This window comes from Thioalkalivibrio sp. K90mix (assembly GCF_000025545.1).
Taxonomy (GTDB): domain Bacteria; phylum Pseudomonadota; class Gammaproteobacteria; order Ectothiorhodospirales; family Ectothiorhodospiraceae; genus Thioalkalivibrio.
Genome location: NC_013889.1, coordinates 2,496,757 through 2,513,115, shown reverse-complemented (window position 1 = coordinate 2,513,115; position 16,359 = coordinate 2,496,757). Strand labels below are relative to the sequence as shown.

Annotated in this window: 14 protein-coding genes and 1 riboswitch; of the genes, 10 read left to right on the top strand and 4 right to left on the bottom strand. The window is 66.4% G+C overall.

Annotated elements, in window-relative coordinates; genetic code table 11:
- Positions 1 to 11: 11 nt before the first annotated feature.
- A riboswitch (S-adenosyl-L-homocysteine riboswitch) is annotated at positions 12 to 93 on the bottom strand.
- A gap of 32 nt (positions 94 to 125) precedes the next feature.
- Positions 126 to 1,298 carry a methionine adenosyltransferase gene (gene metK, locus TK90_RS12005; protein WP_012983753.1) on the bottom strand — a complete coding sequence of 391 codons (1,173 nt, stop codon included), beginning with the start codon at positions 1,296 to 1,298 and terminating at the stop codon, positions 126 to 128.
- Between the two features lie 359 nt (positions 1,299 to 1,657).
- Between metK and tkt the strand changes: the two genes are divergently transcribed.
- From tkt to TK90_RS11975, 6 genes are all read left to right on the top strand, one after another.
- Positions 1,658 to 3,658: a transketolase gene (tkt, locus tag TK90_RS12000; protein ID WP_012983752.1), complete on the top strand. Its 2,001-nt coding sequence runs from the start codon at positions 1,658 to 1,660 to the stop codon at positions 3,656 to 3,658.
- A gap of 49 nt (positions 3,659 to 3,707) precedes the next feature.
- Entirely contained in the window at positions 3,708 to 4,706 is a 999-nt protein-coding gene (gene gap, locus TK90_RS11995) for a type I glyceraldehyde-3-phosphate dehydrogenase (protein ID WP_012983751.1), read from the top strand.
- A gap of 138 nt (positions 4,707 to 4,844) precedes the next feature.
- Positions 4,845 to 6,023, top strand: a complete 1,179-nt coding sequence (locus TK90_RS11990) for a phosphoglycerate kinase (protein ID WP_012983750.1) — start codon at positions 4,845 to 4,847, stop codon at positions 6,021 to 6,023.
- A gap of 37 nt (positions 6,024 to 6,060) precedes the next feature.
- Complete coding sequence (gene pyk / locus TK90_RS11985) at positions 6,061 to 7,491, top strand: pyruvate kinase (RefSeq protein ID WP_012983749.1); 1,431 nt, start codon at positions 6,061 to 6,063, stop codon at positions 7,489 to 7,491.
- Positions 7,492 to 7,560: 69 nt separating this feature from the next.
- Positions 7,561 to 8,625, top strand: coding sequence for a class II fructose-bisphosphate aldolase (gene fba / locus TK90_RS11980; RefSeq protein ID WP_012983748.1), 1,065 nt, complete (start codon positions 7,561 to 7,563; stop codon positions 8,623 to 8,625).
- 91 nt (positions 8,626 to 8,716) lie between these two features.
- Complete coding sequence (locus TK90_RS11975; RefSeq protein ID WP_012983747.1) at positions 8,717 to 9,520, top strand: lipid-binding SYLF domain-containing protein; 804 nt, start codon at positions 8,717 to 8,719, stop codon at positions 9,518 to 9,520.
- Here TK90_RS11975 and bioD read toward each other — a convergent pair.
- The 3 genes from bioD to rimO are packed head-to-tail and all read right to left on the bottom strand — an operon-like array spanning position 9,448 to position 12,446.
- Entirely contained in the window at positions 9,448 to 10,164 is a 717-nt protein-coding gene (gene bioD, locus TK90_RS11970) for a dethiobiotin synthase (RefSeq protein WP_012983746.1), read from the bottom strand. The genes TK90_RS11975 and bioD overlap by 73 nt on opposite strands.
- On the bottom strand, positions 10,161 to 11,057 hold the full coding sequence (locus TK90_RS11965) for a phosphoribosylaminoimidazolesuccinocarboxamide synthase (protein ID WP_012983745.1): 897 nt from the start codon (positions 11,055 to 11,057) through the stop codon (positions 10,161 to 10,163). The genes bioD and TK90_RS11965 overlap by 4 nt, the downstream gene beginning before the upstream one ends.
- A 27-nt stretch (positions 11,058 to 11,084) precedes the next feature.
- Complete coding sequence (gene rimO, locus TK90_RS11960; protein ID WP_012983744.1) at positions 11,085 to 12,446, bottom strand: 30S ribosomal protein S12 methylthiotransferase RimO; 1,362 nt, start codon at positions 12,444 to 12,446, stop codon at positions 11,085 to 11,087.
- A gap of 337 nt (positions 12,447 to 12,783) precedes the next feature.
- On the opposite strand from rimO, the gene rpmE reads away from it, so the two are divergent.
- From rpmE to TK90_RS11940, 4 genes are all read left to right on the top strand, one after another.
- A complete protein-coding gene (gene rpmE / locus TK90_RS11955; protein WP_012983743.1) occupies positions 12,784 to 12,987 on the top strand; it encodes a 50S ribosomal protein L31 in 204 nt (67 codons plus the stop codon).
- A gap of 322 nt (positions 12,988 to 13,309) precedes the next feature.
- On the top strand, positions 13,310 to 14,134 hold the full coding sequence (locus TK90_RS11950; protein ID WP_012983742.1) for a hypothetical protein: 825 nt from the start codon (positions 13,310 to 13,312) through the stop codon (positions 14,132 to 14,134).
- Positions 14,131 to 14,988, top strand: coding sequence for a M48 family metallopeptidase (locus TK90_RS11945; RefSeq protein WP_012983741.1), 858 nt, complete (start codon positions 14,131 to 14,133; stop codon positions 14,986 to 14,988). The genes TK90_RS11950 and TK90_RS11945 overlap by 4 nt, the downstream gene beginning before the upstream one ends.
- A 72-nt stretch (positions 14,989 to 15,060) precedes the next feature.
- On the top strand, positions 15,061 to 16,281 hold the full coding sequence (locus TK90_RS11940; protein ID WP_012983740.1) for a malic enzyme-like NAD(P)-binding protein: 1,221 nt from the start codon (positions 15,061 to 15,063) through the stop codon (positions 16,279 to 16,281).
- Positions 16,282 to 16,359 lie beyond the last annotated feature (78 nt).

The following is a 16,359-nucleotide window of genomic DNA, read 5'->3' as shown; positions in this document are numbered from 1 at the left end:
TTCTCCGGTTATCTGGATGAGCGCCGTGTTCACGTTTCAGGGGGACATCCGGCTGAGCCTGACGGTTAAACCGCTGCAGCGCTCCTCAGCCGGATGGGTATTTCGCTTACCAAATAGGGGTCTGTTTAGAGGCCCGCCATCTTCTTGAGTTCCTCGGCCTTGTCGGTGCGCTCCCAGGGGAGGTCGACGTCTTCGCGGCCGAAGTGACCATAGGCGGCGGTCGCCTTGTAGATCGGGCGCAGCAGATCCATCATCTGGATCAGGCCCCACGGGCGCAGATCAAACACTTCGCGCACGAAGCCTTCGATCTTGCGATCGTCGACCTTGCCGGTGCCGAAGGTGTCGACGGTGATCGAGGTCGGCTCGGCCACGCCGATGGCGTAGGAAACCTGGATCTCGCACTTGTCGGCCAGGCCGGCGGCGACGATGTTCTTGGCCACGTAGCGGCCGGCGTAGGCGGCGGAACGGTCCACCTTGGACGGGTCCTTGCCGGAGAACGCGCCACCACCGTGACGGGCCATGCCGCCGTAGGTGTCGACGATGATCTTGCGGCCGGTCAGACCGGCGTCACCCACCGGGCCCCCGATCTCGAACTTGCCGGTCGGGTTGATGTGAATCTTGTCATCCGAGACCTGGCTCAGCCATTCGTTCGGCAGCACCTTCTTGAAGATCTCTTCGTAGATCGCTTCCTTCAGGTCCTTCTGCGAGATGTCCGGGCTGTGTTGGGTGGACAGGACCACCGCGTCCAGGCCGGCCGGCTTGCCGTCTTCGTAGCGCAGCGAGACCTGGGACTTGGCGTCCGGGCGCAGCCACGGCAGCTTGCCGCTCTTCATCAGTTCGGACTGGATACGCACCATCTTGTGGGCGTAGAAGATCGGGGCGGGCATCAGGGTATCGGTTTCGCGCGCGGCGTAGCCGAACATCAGGCCCTGGTCACCGGCGCCCTGGGTGGCGCGGTCGGAGACGTCGCGGTCCACACCCATGGCGATGTCCTGGGACTGTTCACCCAGCACGTTCAGCACGGCGCAGGTCTTGCCGTCGAAGCCGACGTCGGAATCGTTGTAGCCGATCTCGCAGACCGTCTCGCGCACCAGCTTTTCGTAGTCGATCTGCGCGCCAGTGGTGATCTCGCCCAGCAGCATGACCATGCCGGTCTTGGTGGCGGTCTCGCAGGCGATACGCGCATGCGGGTCCTGCTCGATGATGGCGTCGACGATGGTGTCGGAGACCAGGTCGGCCATCTTGTCGGGATGGCCCGCGGAAACCGATTCCGAGGTGAAGATGTAATCGTTGGACATTAGGCGTTCCTTTGTGGGTCGTTTCGATTTAGTTTTGCGCAAAACGACCCGTACTGTAACGCAACTCGACGAGATTTTCTAAGCCCCCCCTCCCGGTGTTTGTGGGGCCCCGGGGCGCACGAATCCCGTCGAGACCGCGTTCTGGTGCGCTCTGGCACCGACTTGCCCCGATCGCGGAAAGTGGCCAAAATGCATCGCCTTTGCTGGGGCTGCTCGGGCCATTCCGTGTCTTTGAGCGCCGGCAGGATCTGTGTGCCCTCGATCGGTCGACCTGTCCGGGTCTGGCCGCCGCTGGCGCCCCGCGCCGCTGATCGCCGCCAGCCGAACCCAACACTATTTCGAAAGAGCAGGAGTTCAGCATGCCGACCCGTAGAGAGCTTGCCAATGCCATTCGCGCCCTGTCGATGGATGCCGTCCAGAAGGCCAATTCCGGCCACCCGGGCGCCCCAATGGGGATGGCGGATATCGCCGAAGTGCTGTGGAACGACTACATGCAGCACAACCCGGCCAACCCGCACTGGCCCGATCGCGACCGCTTCGTGATGTCCAACGGCCACGGCTCCATGCTGATCTACTCCCTGCTGCACCTGACCGGCTACGAGTTGCCTATGGACGAGCTCAAGCAGTTCCGTCAGCTGCACTCCAAGACCCCGGGTCACCCGGAATACGGCTACACCCCGGGTGTGGAGACCACGACCGGCCCGCTGGGCCAGGGGATCTCCAACGCGGTGGGCATGGCGCTGGCCGAGAAGATGATGGCCGCGCACTTCAACCAGCCCGAGCACGACATCGTTGATCATCACACCTACGCCTTCCTCGGCGATGGCTGCATGATGGAAGGGGTCTCCCACGAAAGCTGCGCGCTGGCCGGCACCCTGGGCCTGGGCAAGCTGATCGCCTTCTGGGATGACAACGGCATCTCCATCGACGGCGAAGTCGAGGGGTGGTTCACCGACGATACCCCGACCCGTTTCGAAGCCTATGGCTGGCACGTGGTACGTGGTGTGGATGGTCACGACGCCGATGCGGTCAAGGCCGCGATCGAAGAGGCACGCCAGAACAGCGACAAGCCGAGCCTGATCTGCTGCCGCACCGTGATCGGCTTCGGTTCGCCGAACAAGTGTGGCAAGGAAGAGTGTCACGGCGCCGCCCTGGGCGACGACGAAGTCGCGCTGACCCGCAAGGAGCTCGGCTGGAACCACGCCCCGTTCGAGATCCCGAACGAGATCTACGAAGGCTGGAGTGCAAAGGACAAGGGCGCCAAGGCCGAGTCCGAGTGGAACGAACGCTTTGCCGCGTACAAGCAGGCGCATCCGGAACTGGCCGCCGAGTTCGAGCGCCGCATGGCCGGTGACCTGCCGTCCGACTGGAGCGAAAAGGCCAACGCCTACATCAAGGAAACCGTCGAGAAGGCCGAGAAGGTCGCCTCGCGCAAGGCCTCGCAGAACGCGATCGCCGGCATGGCGCCGGCCGTCCCGGAACTGCTGGGCGGCTCCGCCGACCTGGCCGGCTCCAACCTGACCATGTACTCCGGCTCCAAGGGCGTCAGCAGGGACGATGCCGCGGGCAACTACGTCTACTACGGCGTGCGCGAGTTCGGCATGGCCGCGATCATGAACGGCATCGCCCTGCACGGCGGCTTCATCCCGTACGGCGGCACCTTCCTGATCTTCTCCGACTATGCCCGCAACGGCATCCGCATGTCCGCGCTGATGGGCCAGCGTGTCATGTACGTACTGACCCATGACTCCATCGGTCTGGGCGAAGACGGCCCGACCCACCAGCCGATCGAGCAGACCCCGAGCCTGCGCCTGATCCCCAACCTGAACGTCTGGCGCCCCTGCGACGCGGTCGAGACCGCCGTCGCCTGGAAGGCCGGTATCGAACGCACCGACGGCCCCTCCGCGTTCATCCTGTCGCGTCAGGGCCTGCCGCACATGGAGCGCGATGGCGAACAGCTCGCCAACATCGCCCGTGGTGGTTACATCCTGAAGGACTGCGACGGCACCCCGGACCTGATCTTTATCGCGACCGGCTCCGAGGTCGAGCTGGCGGTCAAGGCGGCCGAGGAGCTTGCCGGCGAAGGCAAGAAGGCGCGCGTCGTCTCCATGCCCTGCGTCGAGCTGTTCGAGCAGCAGGACCCCGCCTACCGGGAGGCCGTGCTGCCGGCCGCCGTGCGCAAGCGCGTGGCGGTCGAGGCGGGCGCCACTGCGGGCTGGTACAAGTTCACCGGTCTGGACGGCGCCGTGTTCGGCATGGATCGCTTCGGCGAGTCGGCCCCGGGTGGCGCCCTGTTCGACTACTTCGGCTTCAAGCCGGAGAACGTCGCCCAGATCGCCCGTGACGTGCTGAACGGCTAAGCTTACGTCCGCATCGATTTCGCATAAGCAAGAAAAGAGGAGACATCCTATGTCGATCAAGGTTGGTATTAACGGCTTCGGTCGTATCGGCCGCATGGCCTTCCGCGCCATCGCCAAGGACTTCCCGAACCTCCAGGTGGTCGGTATCAACGACCTGCTGGATCCGGAGTACCTGGCCTACATGCTGCGCTACGACTCCGTGCACGGCCGCTTCGAGGGTGACATCAGCGTCGACGGCGACCACCTGGTGGTGAATGGCAACCGCATCCGCCTGACCGCCGAGAAGGATCCGGCCGCGCTGAAGTGGGGCGACATCAACGCCGACATCGTGATCGAGTCCACCGGCCTGTTCCTGACCGCCGAGACCGCCCAGAAGCACCTGGACGCCGGCGCCAAGAAGGTCGTGATGTCCGCGCCGTCCAAGGATGACACCCCGATGTTCGTCTATGGCGTGAACCACGGTGACTACGCGGGCCAGAACATGGTCTCCGCTGCCTCCTGCACCACCAACGCCCTGGCCCCGGTGGCCAAGGTGCTGAATGACACCTGGGGCATCAAGCGTGGCCTGATGACCACCGTGCACGCCGCCACCGCGACCCAGAAGACCGTTGACGGCCCGTCCATGAAGGACTGGCGCGGCGGCCGCGGCATCCTGGAGAACATCATCCCGTCCTCCACCGGTGCGGCCAAGGCCGTGGGCAAGGTGCTGCCGGAACTGAACGGCAAGCTGACCGGCATGGCCTTCCGTGTGCCGACCTCCGACGTCTCCGTGGTCGACCTGACCGTGGAACTGAACGGCGACGCCAAGTACGACGACGTCTGCGCGGCCATGAAGAAGGCCTCCGAGGGCGAGCTGAAGGGCGTGCTGGGATACACCGACGAGCTGGTGGTCTCCACGGACTTCCGTGGCTACACCGCCCCGTCCGTGTTCGATGCTGGCGCCGGCATCCAGCTGGACCCGACCTTCGTGAAGGTCGTGGCCTGGTACGACAACGAGTACGGCTACACCTGCAACATGCTGCGCATGGTGGAGCACGTCGCCAAGTAAGGCCTGACGGCCGGGTCCTCGCGGGCCCGGCCGTTTTCCTTGTCCCGGGTTGACCGGGGACCAGAGGCCTGGGGCGAGCCCCGAACGGGGCTCGCCCGAAGCCTTTTTCTTTTCAACCGAATTTCGAGAGGTACTCCCATGTCTGTCATCAAGATGACCGATCTCGACCTGAATGGCCGCCGTGTGCTGGTGCGCCAGGACCTGAACGTGCCGGTGAAAGGCGGCAAGGTCACCTCCGACGCGCGTATCCGTGCGAGCCTGGAGACCGTGCAGAAGGCGCTGGACGCCGGCGCCGCGGTGATGCTGATGTCGCACCTCGGCCGCCCGACCGAGGGCGAGTTCTCCGAAGAGGATTCCCTGGCCCCGGTCGCCGAGCACATGGCCGGTCTGCTGGGCCGCGAGGTGCGTCTGGTACGGGACTACCTCGACGGTGTGGACGCCAAGCCGGGCGAGGTCATCCTGCTCGAAAACGTCCGCTTCAATGCGGGCGAGAAGAAGGACGACGAGGCGCTGGCGAAGAAGTACGCGGCCCTGTGCGACGTGTTCGTGATGGATGCCTTCGGTACGGCCCACCGCGCCCAGGCCTCGACCCACGGCGTGGCGAAGTTTGCCCCGCAGGCCTGCGCCGGTCCGCTGCTGGCCAAGGAGCTGGAGGCCCTGGGCAAGGCCCTGGAGACCCCGAAGCGCCCGCTGGTGGCCATCGTCGGCGGCTCCAAGGTCTCGACCAAGCTGACCGTGCTGGAGTCGCTGTCCAACGTAGTGGATCAGCTGATCGTCGGCGGCGGCATCGCCAACACCTTCATCGCGGCCCAGGGCCACGGTGTTGGCAAATCGCTGTACGAGGCGGACCTGGTCGACGAGTCCAAGCGCCTGATGGAGGCGGCCCGCGCCAAGGGCGGCGAGATCCCGGTGCCGACCGACGTGACCGTGGGCAAGGAATTCTCCGAGTCGACCCCGGCCGAGACCAAGTCGGTCGATGCCGTGGCCGATGACGACATGATCTTCGACGTCGGTCCCGAGACCGCGGCGACCTACGCCGAGGCCCTGCGCAACGCCGGCACCATCGTCTGGAACGGCCCCGTCGGCGTGTTCGAGTTCGACCAGTTCGCCGCCGGTACCAAGGCCCTGGGCGAGGCCATTGCCGAGAGCAATGCGTTCTCCATCGCCGGCGGTGGTGACACCCTGGCCGCGATCGACAAGTACAACCTGGCCGATCGCATCAGCTACATCTCCACCGGTGGTGGTGCCTTCCTCGAGTTCCTGGAAGGCAAGACCCTGCCGGCCGTCGCCATCCTGGAAGAGCGCGCCCGCGGCTGATGCCCGGCGCGCTCTCCGCTGACGGAGAGCGACGCGGATGAGACGTACCAAGATCGTGGCCACCCTCGGGCCGGCCACGGATACCGACGAGGCCATGGAGGTCATCATCCGGGCCGGCGTGGATGTGGTTCGGCTGAACTTCTCGCATGGCGACCCGGATGACCACCGTGCCCGCCTCGCACGCCTGCGCGCCGCGGCGGATCGGGCGGGTCGCTGCGTTGGGGTGCTTGGCGATCTGCAGGGCCCGAAGATCCGCATCGACCGCTTTCGCGAAGGCCGGGTCCAGCTCCAGGAGGGCGCATCCTTCGCGCTGGACGGGGACCTGGATCGCGACGCCGGGGATGGGACCCAGGTCGGGCTGACCTACAAGGAGCTGCCGCAGGACGTGCGTCCCGACGACATCCTTCTGCTGGATGACGGACGCATTGTGCTCAAGGTGATCGCCGTCAACGGGGCGCGCATCGAGACGACCGTCGTGGTCGGGGGCGAGCTGTCCAACAACAAGGGCATCAACCGCCAGGGCGGCGGCCTGTCCGCCCCCGCGATCACCGACAAGGACCGCGAGGATATCCGTCTGGCGGCCGAGCTGCAGGTGGACTACCTGGCCGTCTCCTTCCCGCGTTCCGCGCAGGACCTGCACCTGGCGCGCAGCCTGCTGAAGGACGCCGGCTGGGAGGCCGGTATCTGCGCGAAGATCGAGCGTTCCGAGGCCCTGGAGGTGATCGACGAGATCATCGCCGCCTCCGAGGTCATCATGATCGCGCGCGGGGACCTCGGCGTGGAGATCGGTGATGCCGAGCTGCCCGGCGTGCAGAAGACCCTGATCTCGCGGGCGCGCACCCTCAATCGTCTGGTCATCACGGCGACCCAGATGATGGAGACCATGATCCAGAACCCCATCCCGACGCGAGCCGAGGTCTTCGACGTGGCCAACGCGGTGCTCGACGGCACGGACGCGGTGATGCTCTCCGGCGAGACCGCGACGGGTCGCTATCCGGCGCGCGTGGTCGAGAGCATGGACCGGATTTGCGAGGCCGCCGAGCGTCAGCGCGCCGCGCGCCAGTCGGATCACCGCATGGATTCGACCTTTGGCCGCGTGGACGAGGCCATCGCGATGGCCACGATGTACACGGCCAATCACCTGGACGTGGCGGCCATTGCTGCGCTGACCGAATCCGGTTCCACGGCCCTGTGGATGTCGCGTATCAGCTCCGGTATCCCGATCTACGCGCTCACCCAGCACGAGTCCACCAGCCGCCGTATGACGCTCTATCGCGGGGTATATCCCCGGATCCTGGAACCGATCCCCGAAAGCCACGAGAGCCTGAACCGTGAGGCGGTCAACTTGCTCCGGGCCGAGGGCGTCGTGCAGGATGGCGGGCTGGTTATCATTACCAAGGGTGATTTGCAGGGCGAGCATGGCGGCACCAACGCCATGAAGATCGTGCGCGTTGGCGACGAGCTGTGAGCCGACGCGGCCCCCTGACAATCCCAAGATTTTTTACTACGTCAGTCCGATCCCGTTAAGGAGGAACCCATGGCACTGATCTCCCTTCGCCAACTGCTGGACCATGCCGCCGAGCATGGCTACGGCATGCCGGCCTACAACGCGAACAACATGGAACAGATCCATTCGATCATGGAAGCGGCCGCCGAGGTCGACTCTCCAGTGATCATTCAGGCCTCGGCCGGTGCGCGCAAGTACGCCGGCGAGCCCTTCCTGCGTCGCATGATCGAGGCCGCCGCCGAGCAGTACCCGGACATCCCGATCGTCCTGCACCAGGACCACGGCTCCGAGCCCGCGGTCTGCCTGCGCTCGATCCAGTCCGGCTTCACCTCGGTGATGATGGACGGCTCGCTGATGCCCGACATGAAGACTCCGGCCAGCTACGACTACAACCGTGACGTGACCGCCAAGGTCGCCGAGATGGCGCATTCCTGCGGCGTGTCCGTGGAAGGCGAACTGGGCTGCCTGGGTTCGCTGGAAACCGGCATGGCCGGTGAGGAAGACGGTTCCGGTGCCGAAGGCAAGCTGTCCCACGACCAGCTGCTGACCGATCCGGACGAGGCGGCCGACTTCGTGAAGAACACCAAGTGCGACGCCCTGGCGATCGCCATCGGTACCTCGCACGGCGCCTACAAGTTCACCCGTCCGCCGACCGGGGACATCCTCGCCATCGAGCGCATCAAGGAGATCCACAACCGCATTCCGGATACCCATCTGGTCATGCACGGTTCGTCCTCGGTGCCGCAGGAATGGCTGCAGATCATCAACAACTACGGTGGCGACATGGGCGAGACCTATGGCGTGCCGGTTGAAGAGATCCAGGAAGGCATCAAGCACGGCGTGCGCAAGGTCAATATCGACACCGACCTGCGCATGGCCTCCACCGGCGCGGTGCGCAAGTTCCTGGCGGAGAACCCGAAGGAATTCGATCCCCGCAAGTTCCTGAAGGCCTCCACCGCGGCCATGAAGGACATCTGCAAGGCCCGCTTTGAGGCCTTCGGTTGCGCCGGCATGGCGTCCAAGATCAAGCCGGTCTCGCTGGACGACATGGTCGCTCGCTACAAGAGCGGCGAGCTGGATCCCAAGGTCAACTGATCTGCGGATCGCAGCACGGAAAAGGGGGCTTCGGCCCCCTTTTTTTATGCGATCATGTCGCCAATTCCGATCAATCCGGAGCGTTTATCCAATGCAGCGACTGATCCATCTTTGCCTGACCGCGCTGGTGGTGGCTGCGCTGTCCGCCACTGCCCACGCCAACCCGTTCAGCCGCGAGGTTGACCCGCAGGACATCGTCGATCGGGCGAAGGTCACGCTGGAGCGTCTGGCCACGCACCCCGAATATGAACACCTGCAGGAAGATCTGCGTACCGCTCGAGGTGTCGTGATCTTTCCGCGTATCGGGCGTGGTGCCTTCCTGATCGGGGGCTCCGGGGGCATGGGTGTGTTCCTCGCCTGGGACGAGGACAAGGGCGACTACTCACCGGTTGCCTTCTATTCGCTGGGGTCGATCAGTTTTGGCATGCAGTTCGGGGGGGATGCCGCCGAGGTCGTGATGGTCGCACGTACCCAGGATGCAGTTGATTCGATGTTCGGTTCCGCCATTCGTCTCGGCGCCGACGCCTCCGTTGCCGCCGGTCCGGTCGGGGCCGGGCGTGGCTCCACCCCGACGGCCGACTTTCTGACCTATTCCCGCTCGCGTGGGGCCTACCTGGGGATGAGCCTGTCCGGCTCGCGCCTGACTGTGCGCGACGACTTCAACGAGGCGTACTACGGCGAGGCGCAGCGGCCGGTGCACATCATCGAAAGCCGACGTGTGGATCACGCCGGGACGCGCGAGCTGCGTGATCTGCTGGCCTCGTTCCGTCAGTCCGGTGAGGCCGCCGAGCCGGAGAGCGGGAATGGTGCCATGCGCCCGGATCAGACCCTGGACGAAGTGACGCCGGGCGAGGGCGGCATCCGCCAGGACGACTTCCAGATCGAGAGCTTCTGAGTCGCGTCCTGTGGGGCTATCCCCTCCGGCAGCGACAGGATCGGCGCGGCCGTGTACCGGGTCAGCGCCCCGGCGTTGTCCAGCAGGGCATCGGTATCGGCGCGGCGCCGGTTGAGCACGATCCCGGCCAGTTGCAGGCCACGACGTTCCAGGGCCTCCAGTGTCAGCAGGCAGGTGTTCAGCACCCCTAGCCGGTCCTCGGCGACCAGCAGGACCGGAAGGCCCAGGGCCTGCGCCAGGTCGGCGTTCAGGCCATCGCCGCAGAGCGGCGAATAGAACCCGCCCGCGCCTTCCACCAGTCGGGGGGCGTTACCCGGTGTCTCGCAGGCCTGCGCCAGTTGCGCAACCGTCAGCCGCACACCCTGGCGCGCGGCGGCCTGATCGGGCGCCAGCGCATCGGGAAACCGCCAGGGTGTCACCTGCTCCACGGCCGTCGCGGGCAGGCCGGCCGCCGCCGTCAGGGCGGCGCCATCCTCGGGGAACAGCGTGCCGTCGCGCTCGGGGCAGCCCGATTCCACCGGCTTGCGCGGCTGCGGGGCCAGGCCCTCGGCGCGCCATGCTGACAGCAGGGCGCAGCCGACAAAGGTCTTGCCGATCCCGGTATCGCTCCCGGTAACGAACAGGCCTTGTGGCACGCCGATCATGCGTCGCGGGTCAGGCGTTCCAGGGCCTCGCGGTAGCGCGCGGCCGTTTGCTCCGCGACCTCGGTCGGCAGCTCGGGTCCGGGGGCGGTCTTGTCCCAGTCCAGGGTCTCGAGATAGTCGCGCACGTACTGCTTGTCGAAGGACTCGGGGCTGTGACCCGGCGCGTATTGATCGGCCGGCCAGAAGCGCGAGGAATCGGGGGTGAGGACCTCGTCGATCAGGTGCAGGGTCCCGTTCGCGTCCACACCGAATTCGAACTTGGTGTCCGCGATGATGATCCCGCGCTCGGACGCGTAGTCGCGCGCCATCGCGTAGATCGCCAGTGCGGCATCGCGTACCTGTCGGGCCCGTTCCTCGCCGATCGTCTCCACCACAGTGGCGAAGTCGATGTTGGCGTCGTGATCGCCGACCGCGGCCTTGGTGCTGGGGGTGAAGATCGCCTCCGGCAGCTTCGAGGCCAGTTCCAGGCCGGGCGGGAGCGGGATGCCGCAGACCGCGCCGCTGGCCTGGTAGTCTTTCCAGCCGGACCCGATCAGGTAGCCGCGCACCACCGCTTCCACCGGCAGCGCCTCGAGCCGGCGAATCACCAGGCTGCGCCCCTCCAGTGGCGCCCGGATCGCCGTGTCGGGGACCACCTGCTCCAGCGGGATGCCGGTCAGCTGGTTGGGGATGCCCAGCTCGCGTTCGACCTTGTGCATCCAGAACTCGGTAATCGCGGTCAGCATGCACCCCTTGCCCGGGATCGGGGTCGGGAGGATCACGTCAAAGGCCGACAGGCGGTCGGTGGTGACCATCAGCCAGTGGTCTGCATCGACCGCGTACAGGTCACGCACCTTGCCGCGATGGACCAGGTCGAGATCGGGGATGTGGCTTTCCAGCAGGGCGTCGCTCATCAGTGCTTCCGTTCGGTCGGCTTGTGGTTAGTCGTCTGCCAGTTCGGCGATCAGGTCGTGCTCGTCGGTGTCCGTGATCGCGACCTCGATGAAGTCCCCGATATCCACCGATGTCGGGTCGATCCCGGCCACGCGGATTACGCCGTCGATCTCCGGAGCCTCCGCGGCGGACCGGGCAATCACGGTCCCGTCCGCGTGCACCTCGTCGACCAGCACCACCGGCTGGCTGCCGATCCGGCGGCGCAGCCGGTCGGCGCTGATCCGGGCCTGCACGTCCATGAAGCGCGCCAGACGTTCTTCGCGCACGGCCTCCGGTACCGGGTCCGCCAGTTCGTTCGCGGCCGCACCCTCCACAGGCGAGTAGGCGAAGGCGCCGACGCGGTCGAGCTGCGCCTCGTGCAGAAACTCCAGCAACGTCTCGAACTCGGCCTCGGTCTCCCCCGGAAAGCCCACGATAAACGTCGAGCGCAGGGTCAGGTCGGGGACTTGCTCGCGCCACTTCGCAATGCGTTCCAGCACGCGCTCGGCGGCGGCCGGGCGGCGCATCGCCTTGAGTACCCGGGGGTGGCCATGCTGCAGCGGCATGTCCAGATACGGCAGGATCCCGCCATCCTCGCCCGAGCCCATCAGAGGGATCAGTCGATCCACGTGAGGGTAGGGGTAGACGTAGTGCAGACGCACCCAGATGCCGAGCTGGCCCAGTGCCTCGGCCAGGTGGGCGATGTCGGAGCGGATCGGGCGTCCGCCATGGAAACCGGTGCGGTATTTCACGTCCACGCCATAGGCCGAGGTGTCCTGCGAGATCACCAGGATCTCGCGCACGCCGGCCGCGGCCAGGCGCTCCGCCTCGGCCAGCACCTCGCCGATCGGGCGGCTGACCAGGTCGCCGCGCAGGCTCGGGATGATGCAGAAGCTGCAACGGTGGTTGCAGCCCTCGGAGATCTTCAGGTAGGCATAGTGGCGCGGGGTCAGGCGGATACCTTGCGGTGGCACCAGCGACTCGAACGGAGTCGCCGGCGGCGGCAGGTGCTCGTGCACCGCGCCCACGACTTCATCAAAGGCATGCGGGCCGGTGACCGCGAGCACGCCCGGGTGGGTCTCGTGGATGCGCTCCGCGTCCTTGCCCAGGCAGCCGGTCACGATGACTCGGCCATTGGCATCCATGGCCTCGCCGATCGCGTCCAGGGATTCGGCCACCGCATCGTCGATAAAGCCGCAGGTATTGACCACCACCAGGTCCGCGCCGTCGTAGTCGGCGGCGATCTCGTAACCCTCGGCGCGCAGGCGCGTCAGGATCTGCTCGGAGTCGACCAGGGCCTTTGGGCAGCCGAGGCTGACAAAGCCCACGCGCTGCACGTTGTCGGGAGACGGGGTGTTGCTTTTATTCACAGTACGTTTTCGCCTTCTGGGAGCGGCTCCGGGCGCGCCCGGATCCTGGTGCGCCAGTCGGTGTTCTCCCGGATTGTTCTTTTGATTGAACGGGTTGCGTGTTCGGGTTGTCGGTCGGGGGCGGGTTGCGCTGCCCCACTTGGTCCCGGGCGCGGCAGTCGCTGACAATTCGTCCACAAGGTTATCCACAGGCCGCTTTGAATCCCTCGAAGGGGCGCTATCTTCAGGGGCTTGCGTACACAGGCCCCGCCTCCCGGCCTTAACGCGGGACCTTGCAACAGCCCCGCGAAGGCGGCTATGCTATCGCACTTTTCGCCAGAACACGCGTGAGCCGACCATGAAAGCCGACATTCATCCGAACTACCACAACGTCAAGGTCATCTGCAGCTGCGGCACGCAGTTCGAGACCCGTTCCACTCTCTCGAAGGACGAGATGCACGTGGACGTGTGCTCGCAGTGCCATCCGTTCTACACCGGCAAGCAGAAGATCGTTGACACCGCCGGTCAGGTCGACAAGTTCAACCGCCGCTTCGCATTCTAGGGAGACGCTGGTCTAATCGCGCGTCCGCGCTCGAGTCGCTTTTGCGTGCGAACAAGGCGCGGTGACTGCCGTGCAGTCATTCTGCACAAAGGAACCGCAACGCCGTTCTCGCGCAAAAGCGGCCGAGCCCCTTCGGGGTTGGCACCCCAGGTTCCCCGATCCGGCGTTGCGGCCCTTGCCGGTAGAACCACTACCGGCTGCGCACCGCGCCTTGTCTCGGAAAACCTGGGGTGTCAACGCGGACGTGCGATTAGACCAGCGTCTCCCTAGAGTGCGTTCGCGCCCGATGGCGCGAGGCGGTTTCTGGCAGGGCGTCCAGCGGATGCTTGTGCCAAGCAACGAGGGCGCCCTGCGGGGCGCCCTCGTTTGTTTCGTCTCGCTGTCGGCGTGGCTGCTCGCGCCGGTGGCCGCGGCGCAATGTGCGCTGGAGGACCACGATCCGCGCGATCTGCAGCGCGTGACGGTCGAGCGTGTGTGGGCGCCGGATGCCCTGGAACTGGAAGACGGGCGACACATCCGTCTGCTGGGTCTGGCACCGGTGGCCCCGCTTCCGCCGGTTGCGCCACAGCTGCTGCCAGTCGGCTTCGGGCTGGACTTGAGCGAGTCCCTGGAGGAACGCCTGCGCGGCGTCGGTCAGCGCCTGGTGCTGTTGCCGGGGCGTCCGGCCCGCGACGCCTATGGCCGCCTGCGCATGCATGCCTGGATCGACGATGGGCCGCTGCTGGCGGCCAGCCTGATTGGGGATGGCCTGGCGATGCCGCGCCCCGGGCCGGAACCGGGGCCCCTGGACGAGTGCTATTACGGGGCCGAGGCCGCGGCACGGGAAGCGCCGCGAGGGCTCTGGCTGGAGCGGCTCGAGGCCCTCCCGGTCGGCTGGCTGGAGCCACCGCGCGAGCGCTCGCAGGGGCGGTTGCGGGTCCAGGGCGAGGTGATCGACGTGCGCGTGCGCGACCCGCACTGGGTCCTGGTCCTGGACGGACTGCTGGACCTGCTGATCTCCGGGGATGATCGCGATTTTTTCGAGGATATGGAACCCCGCTCACTGCTGGGTAACACCGTTGTTGCACGCGGCACGGTGTATCCTTGGAGGGAGCGAGGGCGGATGCGGATCCGCCACCCCTTTGATCTCGAGGTACTTGATCGATGAACGCCCTGTCCCGCCTGTTTCCCCGTCGCTGGGCGGCGCTGGCCCTGACGCTGCTGATCGGCACGGGCCTGGCCGTCGCGCTGCCGGGCTGCACCACCAATCCGGTCACCGGGCGCTCGCAGCTGATGCTGGTCTCCGAGAATCAGGCGATCGATGCCTCGCGCACCGCCTATGTGGAGATGCTCGCCCCGGCGCGCGAGGAGGGGCGCGTGGACGCCGACCCCGAGATGACCGCGCGCGTGCAGCAGATCACCGAGCGCGTGGTGGCGCAGGCGGTCCAGTACCGCCCCGAGACCGCCGACTGGGAGTGGGAGATTCGCGTGATCGAGGCGCCGGACACGGTCAACGCCTTCGCCATGGCCGGTGGCAAGATGGCGATCTACTCCGGCATCATCGAGCAGCTGGAGCTGACCGATGACGAGCTGGCGCAGATCATCGGCCACGAGATCGCCCATGCGCTGTCTGCGCACACGGCCGAGAAGATGTCCGTGGCCCTGGCCAGCAATCTCGCGGTGGCGGGCTATGCGATGACCGGCGACCGTTCGCCCGTCGCGCTGACTGGCGCCGCGCTCGGGGCCGCGCTCGCGGTGCAGCTGCCCCACAGCCGCCGGATGGAATCGGAAGCCGACCGCATCGGGATCGAACTGGCCGCGCGGGCCGGTTATGATCCGGACGCAGCCGCGAGCCTATGGCGCAAGATGGCGGAGCAGGCCAACGGACGCCATCCGGTGTTCCTGAGCACGCACCCGGCGCCCGAGTCGCGCCAGCGCGATTTGACCCGCATGGCCGACGAATTCCGCCCGCTTTACGAGCAGGCACAGCGGCGATCGGTCCCGACGCATCCGGTCAATTAGTCACGGTTCACCGCGGGAACGGGCGCTGCGGCTCCCGTCCCCACGCACTTGCCAAGAAGGCCTCGCATTACCATGACCAAGGATTTCACCCAGCGCGCGCTGGACTACCACGAACAGCAGCCGGCCGGGAAGCTGGCCATCCATATCACCAAGCCCACGGCGACCCAGGATGATCTCTCCCTGGCCTATTCGCCGGGCGTGGCCGCGCCGGTGCGCGCGATTGCCTCCGACCCGGAGCTCGCCTACCGCTATACCGGCAAGGGCAACCTGGTCGCGGTGATCACCGATGGCACAGCCGTGCTGGGGCTGGGCAATGTCGGCGCGCTGGCGGCCAAGCCGGTGATGGAGGGCAAGGGCGTGCTGTTCAAGGCCTTCGCCAACATCGACGTCTACGACATCGAGGTGGATGCGCCGCAGCCGGAGGACTTCATCAACACCGTGGCCCGCATTGCCGGCGGTTTCGGCGGGATCAACCTCGAGGACATTGCCGCACCGCACTGCTTCGAGATCGAGCGCCGCCTGTCCGAGCGCCTGGATATCCCCGTCTTCCACGACGACCAGCACGGCACGGCGGTCATCACCGCGGCCGGTCTGGTCAATGCCCTGGAGATCCAGGGCAAGAAGCTCAGTGACGCGAAGATTGTCTGTGTGGGCGCCGGCGCGGCCGGCATCGCCTCCATGCAGCTGCTGCTGCGCCTGGGGGCGAGCAAGAAGAACCTGTTCATGGTGGACCGCAAGGGCGTGATCCACAGCCAGCGCAACGACCTGAATGAATACAAGCAGATCTTCGCGGTCGATACCGAGGCGCGCACGCTGGAAGACGCCTGCGACGGGGCGGATGTCTTCATCGGGCTGTCGGGCCCCGATCTGCTGACGCCCGAGATGCTGAAATCCATGGCGCCAAAGCCGGTGATCTTCGCGCTGTCCAACCCGGATCCGGAGATCCGTCCGGAACTGGCGCTCGAGACGCGCGATGACCTGATCATGGCCACGGGCCGCTCGGACTACCCCAACCAGGTCAACAACGTGCTGGGCTTCCCGTTCATCTTCCGCGGTGCGCTGGATGTGCGCGCGCGCCGGATCAATGACGAGATGCTGGTCGCGGCCGTGCATGCGCTGGCCGCGCTCGCCCGCGAGCCGATCCCGCAGGCGGTGCTGGACGCCTACGGCCTGGAGGCACTCGAGTTCGGTCCGCATTACATCCTGCCGACCCCGTTCGATCCGCGCCTGATCGATACCGTGCCGCAGGCGGTCGCCCAGGCGGCGCGCGACAGCGGCGTCGCCCGCCGCTAAGGAACCGCTGATTGATCAGCGTTTCCTTGCGGCACAGAGGCGTGCCGCCGGAATCGACCACCGCAGGTGGTTCATTCC

Coding starts and splice junctions, on each gene's coding strand:
- metK (WP_012983753.1), bottom strand. CDS start 1,298: ATGTCCAACGATTACATCTTCACCTCGGAATCGGTTTCCGCGGGCCAT.
- tkt (WP_012983752.1), top strand. CDS start 1,658: ATGCCGACCCGTAGAGAGCTTGCCAATGCCATTCGCGCCCTGTCGATG.
- gap (WP_012983751.1), top strand. CDS start 3,708: ATGTCGATCAAGGTTGGTATTAACGGCTTCGGTCGTATCGGCCGCATG.
- TK90_RS11990 (WP_012983750.1), top strand. CDS start 4,845: ATGTCTGTCATCAAGATGACCGATCTCGACCTGAATGGCCGCCGTGTG.
- pyk (WP_012983749.1), top strand. CDS start 6,061: ATGAGACGTACCAAGATCGTGGCCACCCTCGGGCCGGCCACGGATACC.
- fba (WP_012983748.1), top strand. CDS start 7,561: ATGGCACTGATCTCCCTTCGCCAACTGCTGGACCATGCCGCCGAGCAT.
- TK90_RS11975 (WP_012983747.1), top strand. CDS start 8,717: ATGCAGCGACTGATCCATCTTTGCCTGACCGCGCTGGTGGTGGCTGCG.
- bioD (WP_012983746.1), bottom strand. CDS start 10,164: ATGATCGGCGTGCCACAAGGCCTGTTCGTTACCGGGAGCGATACCGGG.
- TK90_RS11965 (WP_012983745.1), bottom strand. CDS start 11,057: ATGAGCGACGCCCTGCTGGAAAGCCACATCCCCGATCTCGACCTGGTC.
- rpmE (WP_012983743.1), top strand. CDS start 12,784: ATGAAAGCCGACATTCATCCGAACTACCACAACGTCAAGGTCATCTGC.
- TK90_RS11950 (WP_012983742.1), top strand. CDS start 13,310: ATGCTTGTGCCAAGCAACGAGGGCGCCCTGCGGGGCGCCCTCGTTTGT.
- TK90_RS11945 (WP_012983741.1), top strand. CDS start 14,131: ATGAACGCCCTGTCCCGCCTGTTTCCCCGTCGCTGGGCGGCGCTGGCC.
- TK90_RS11940 (WP_012983740.1), top strand. CDS start 15,061: ATGACCAAGGATTTCACCCAGCGCGCGCTGGACTACCACGAACAGCAG.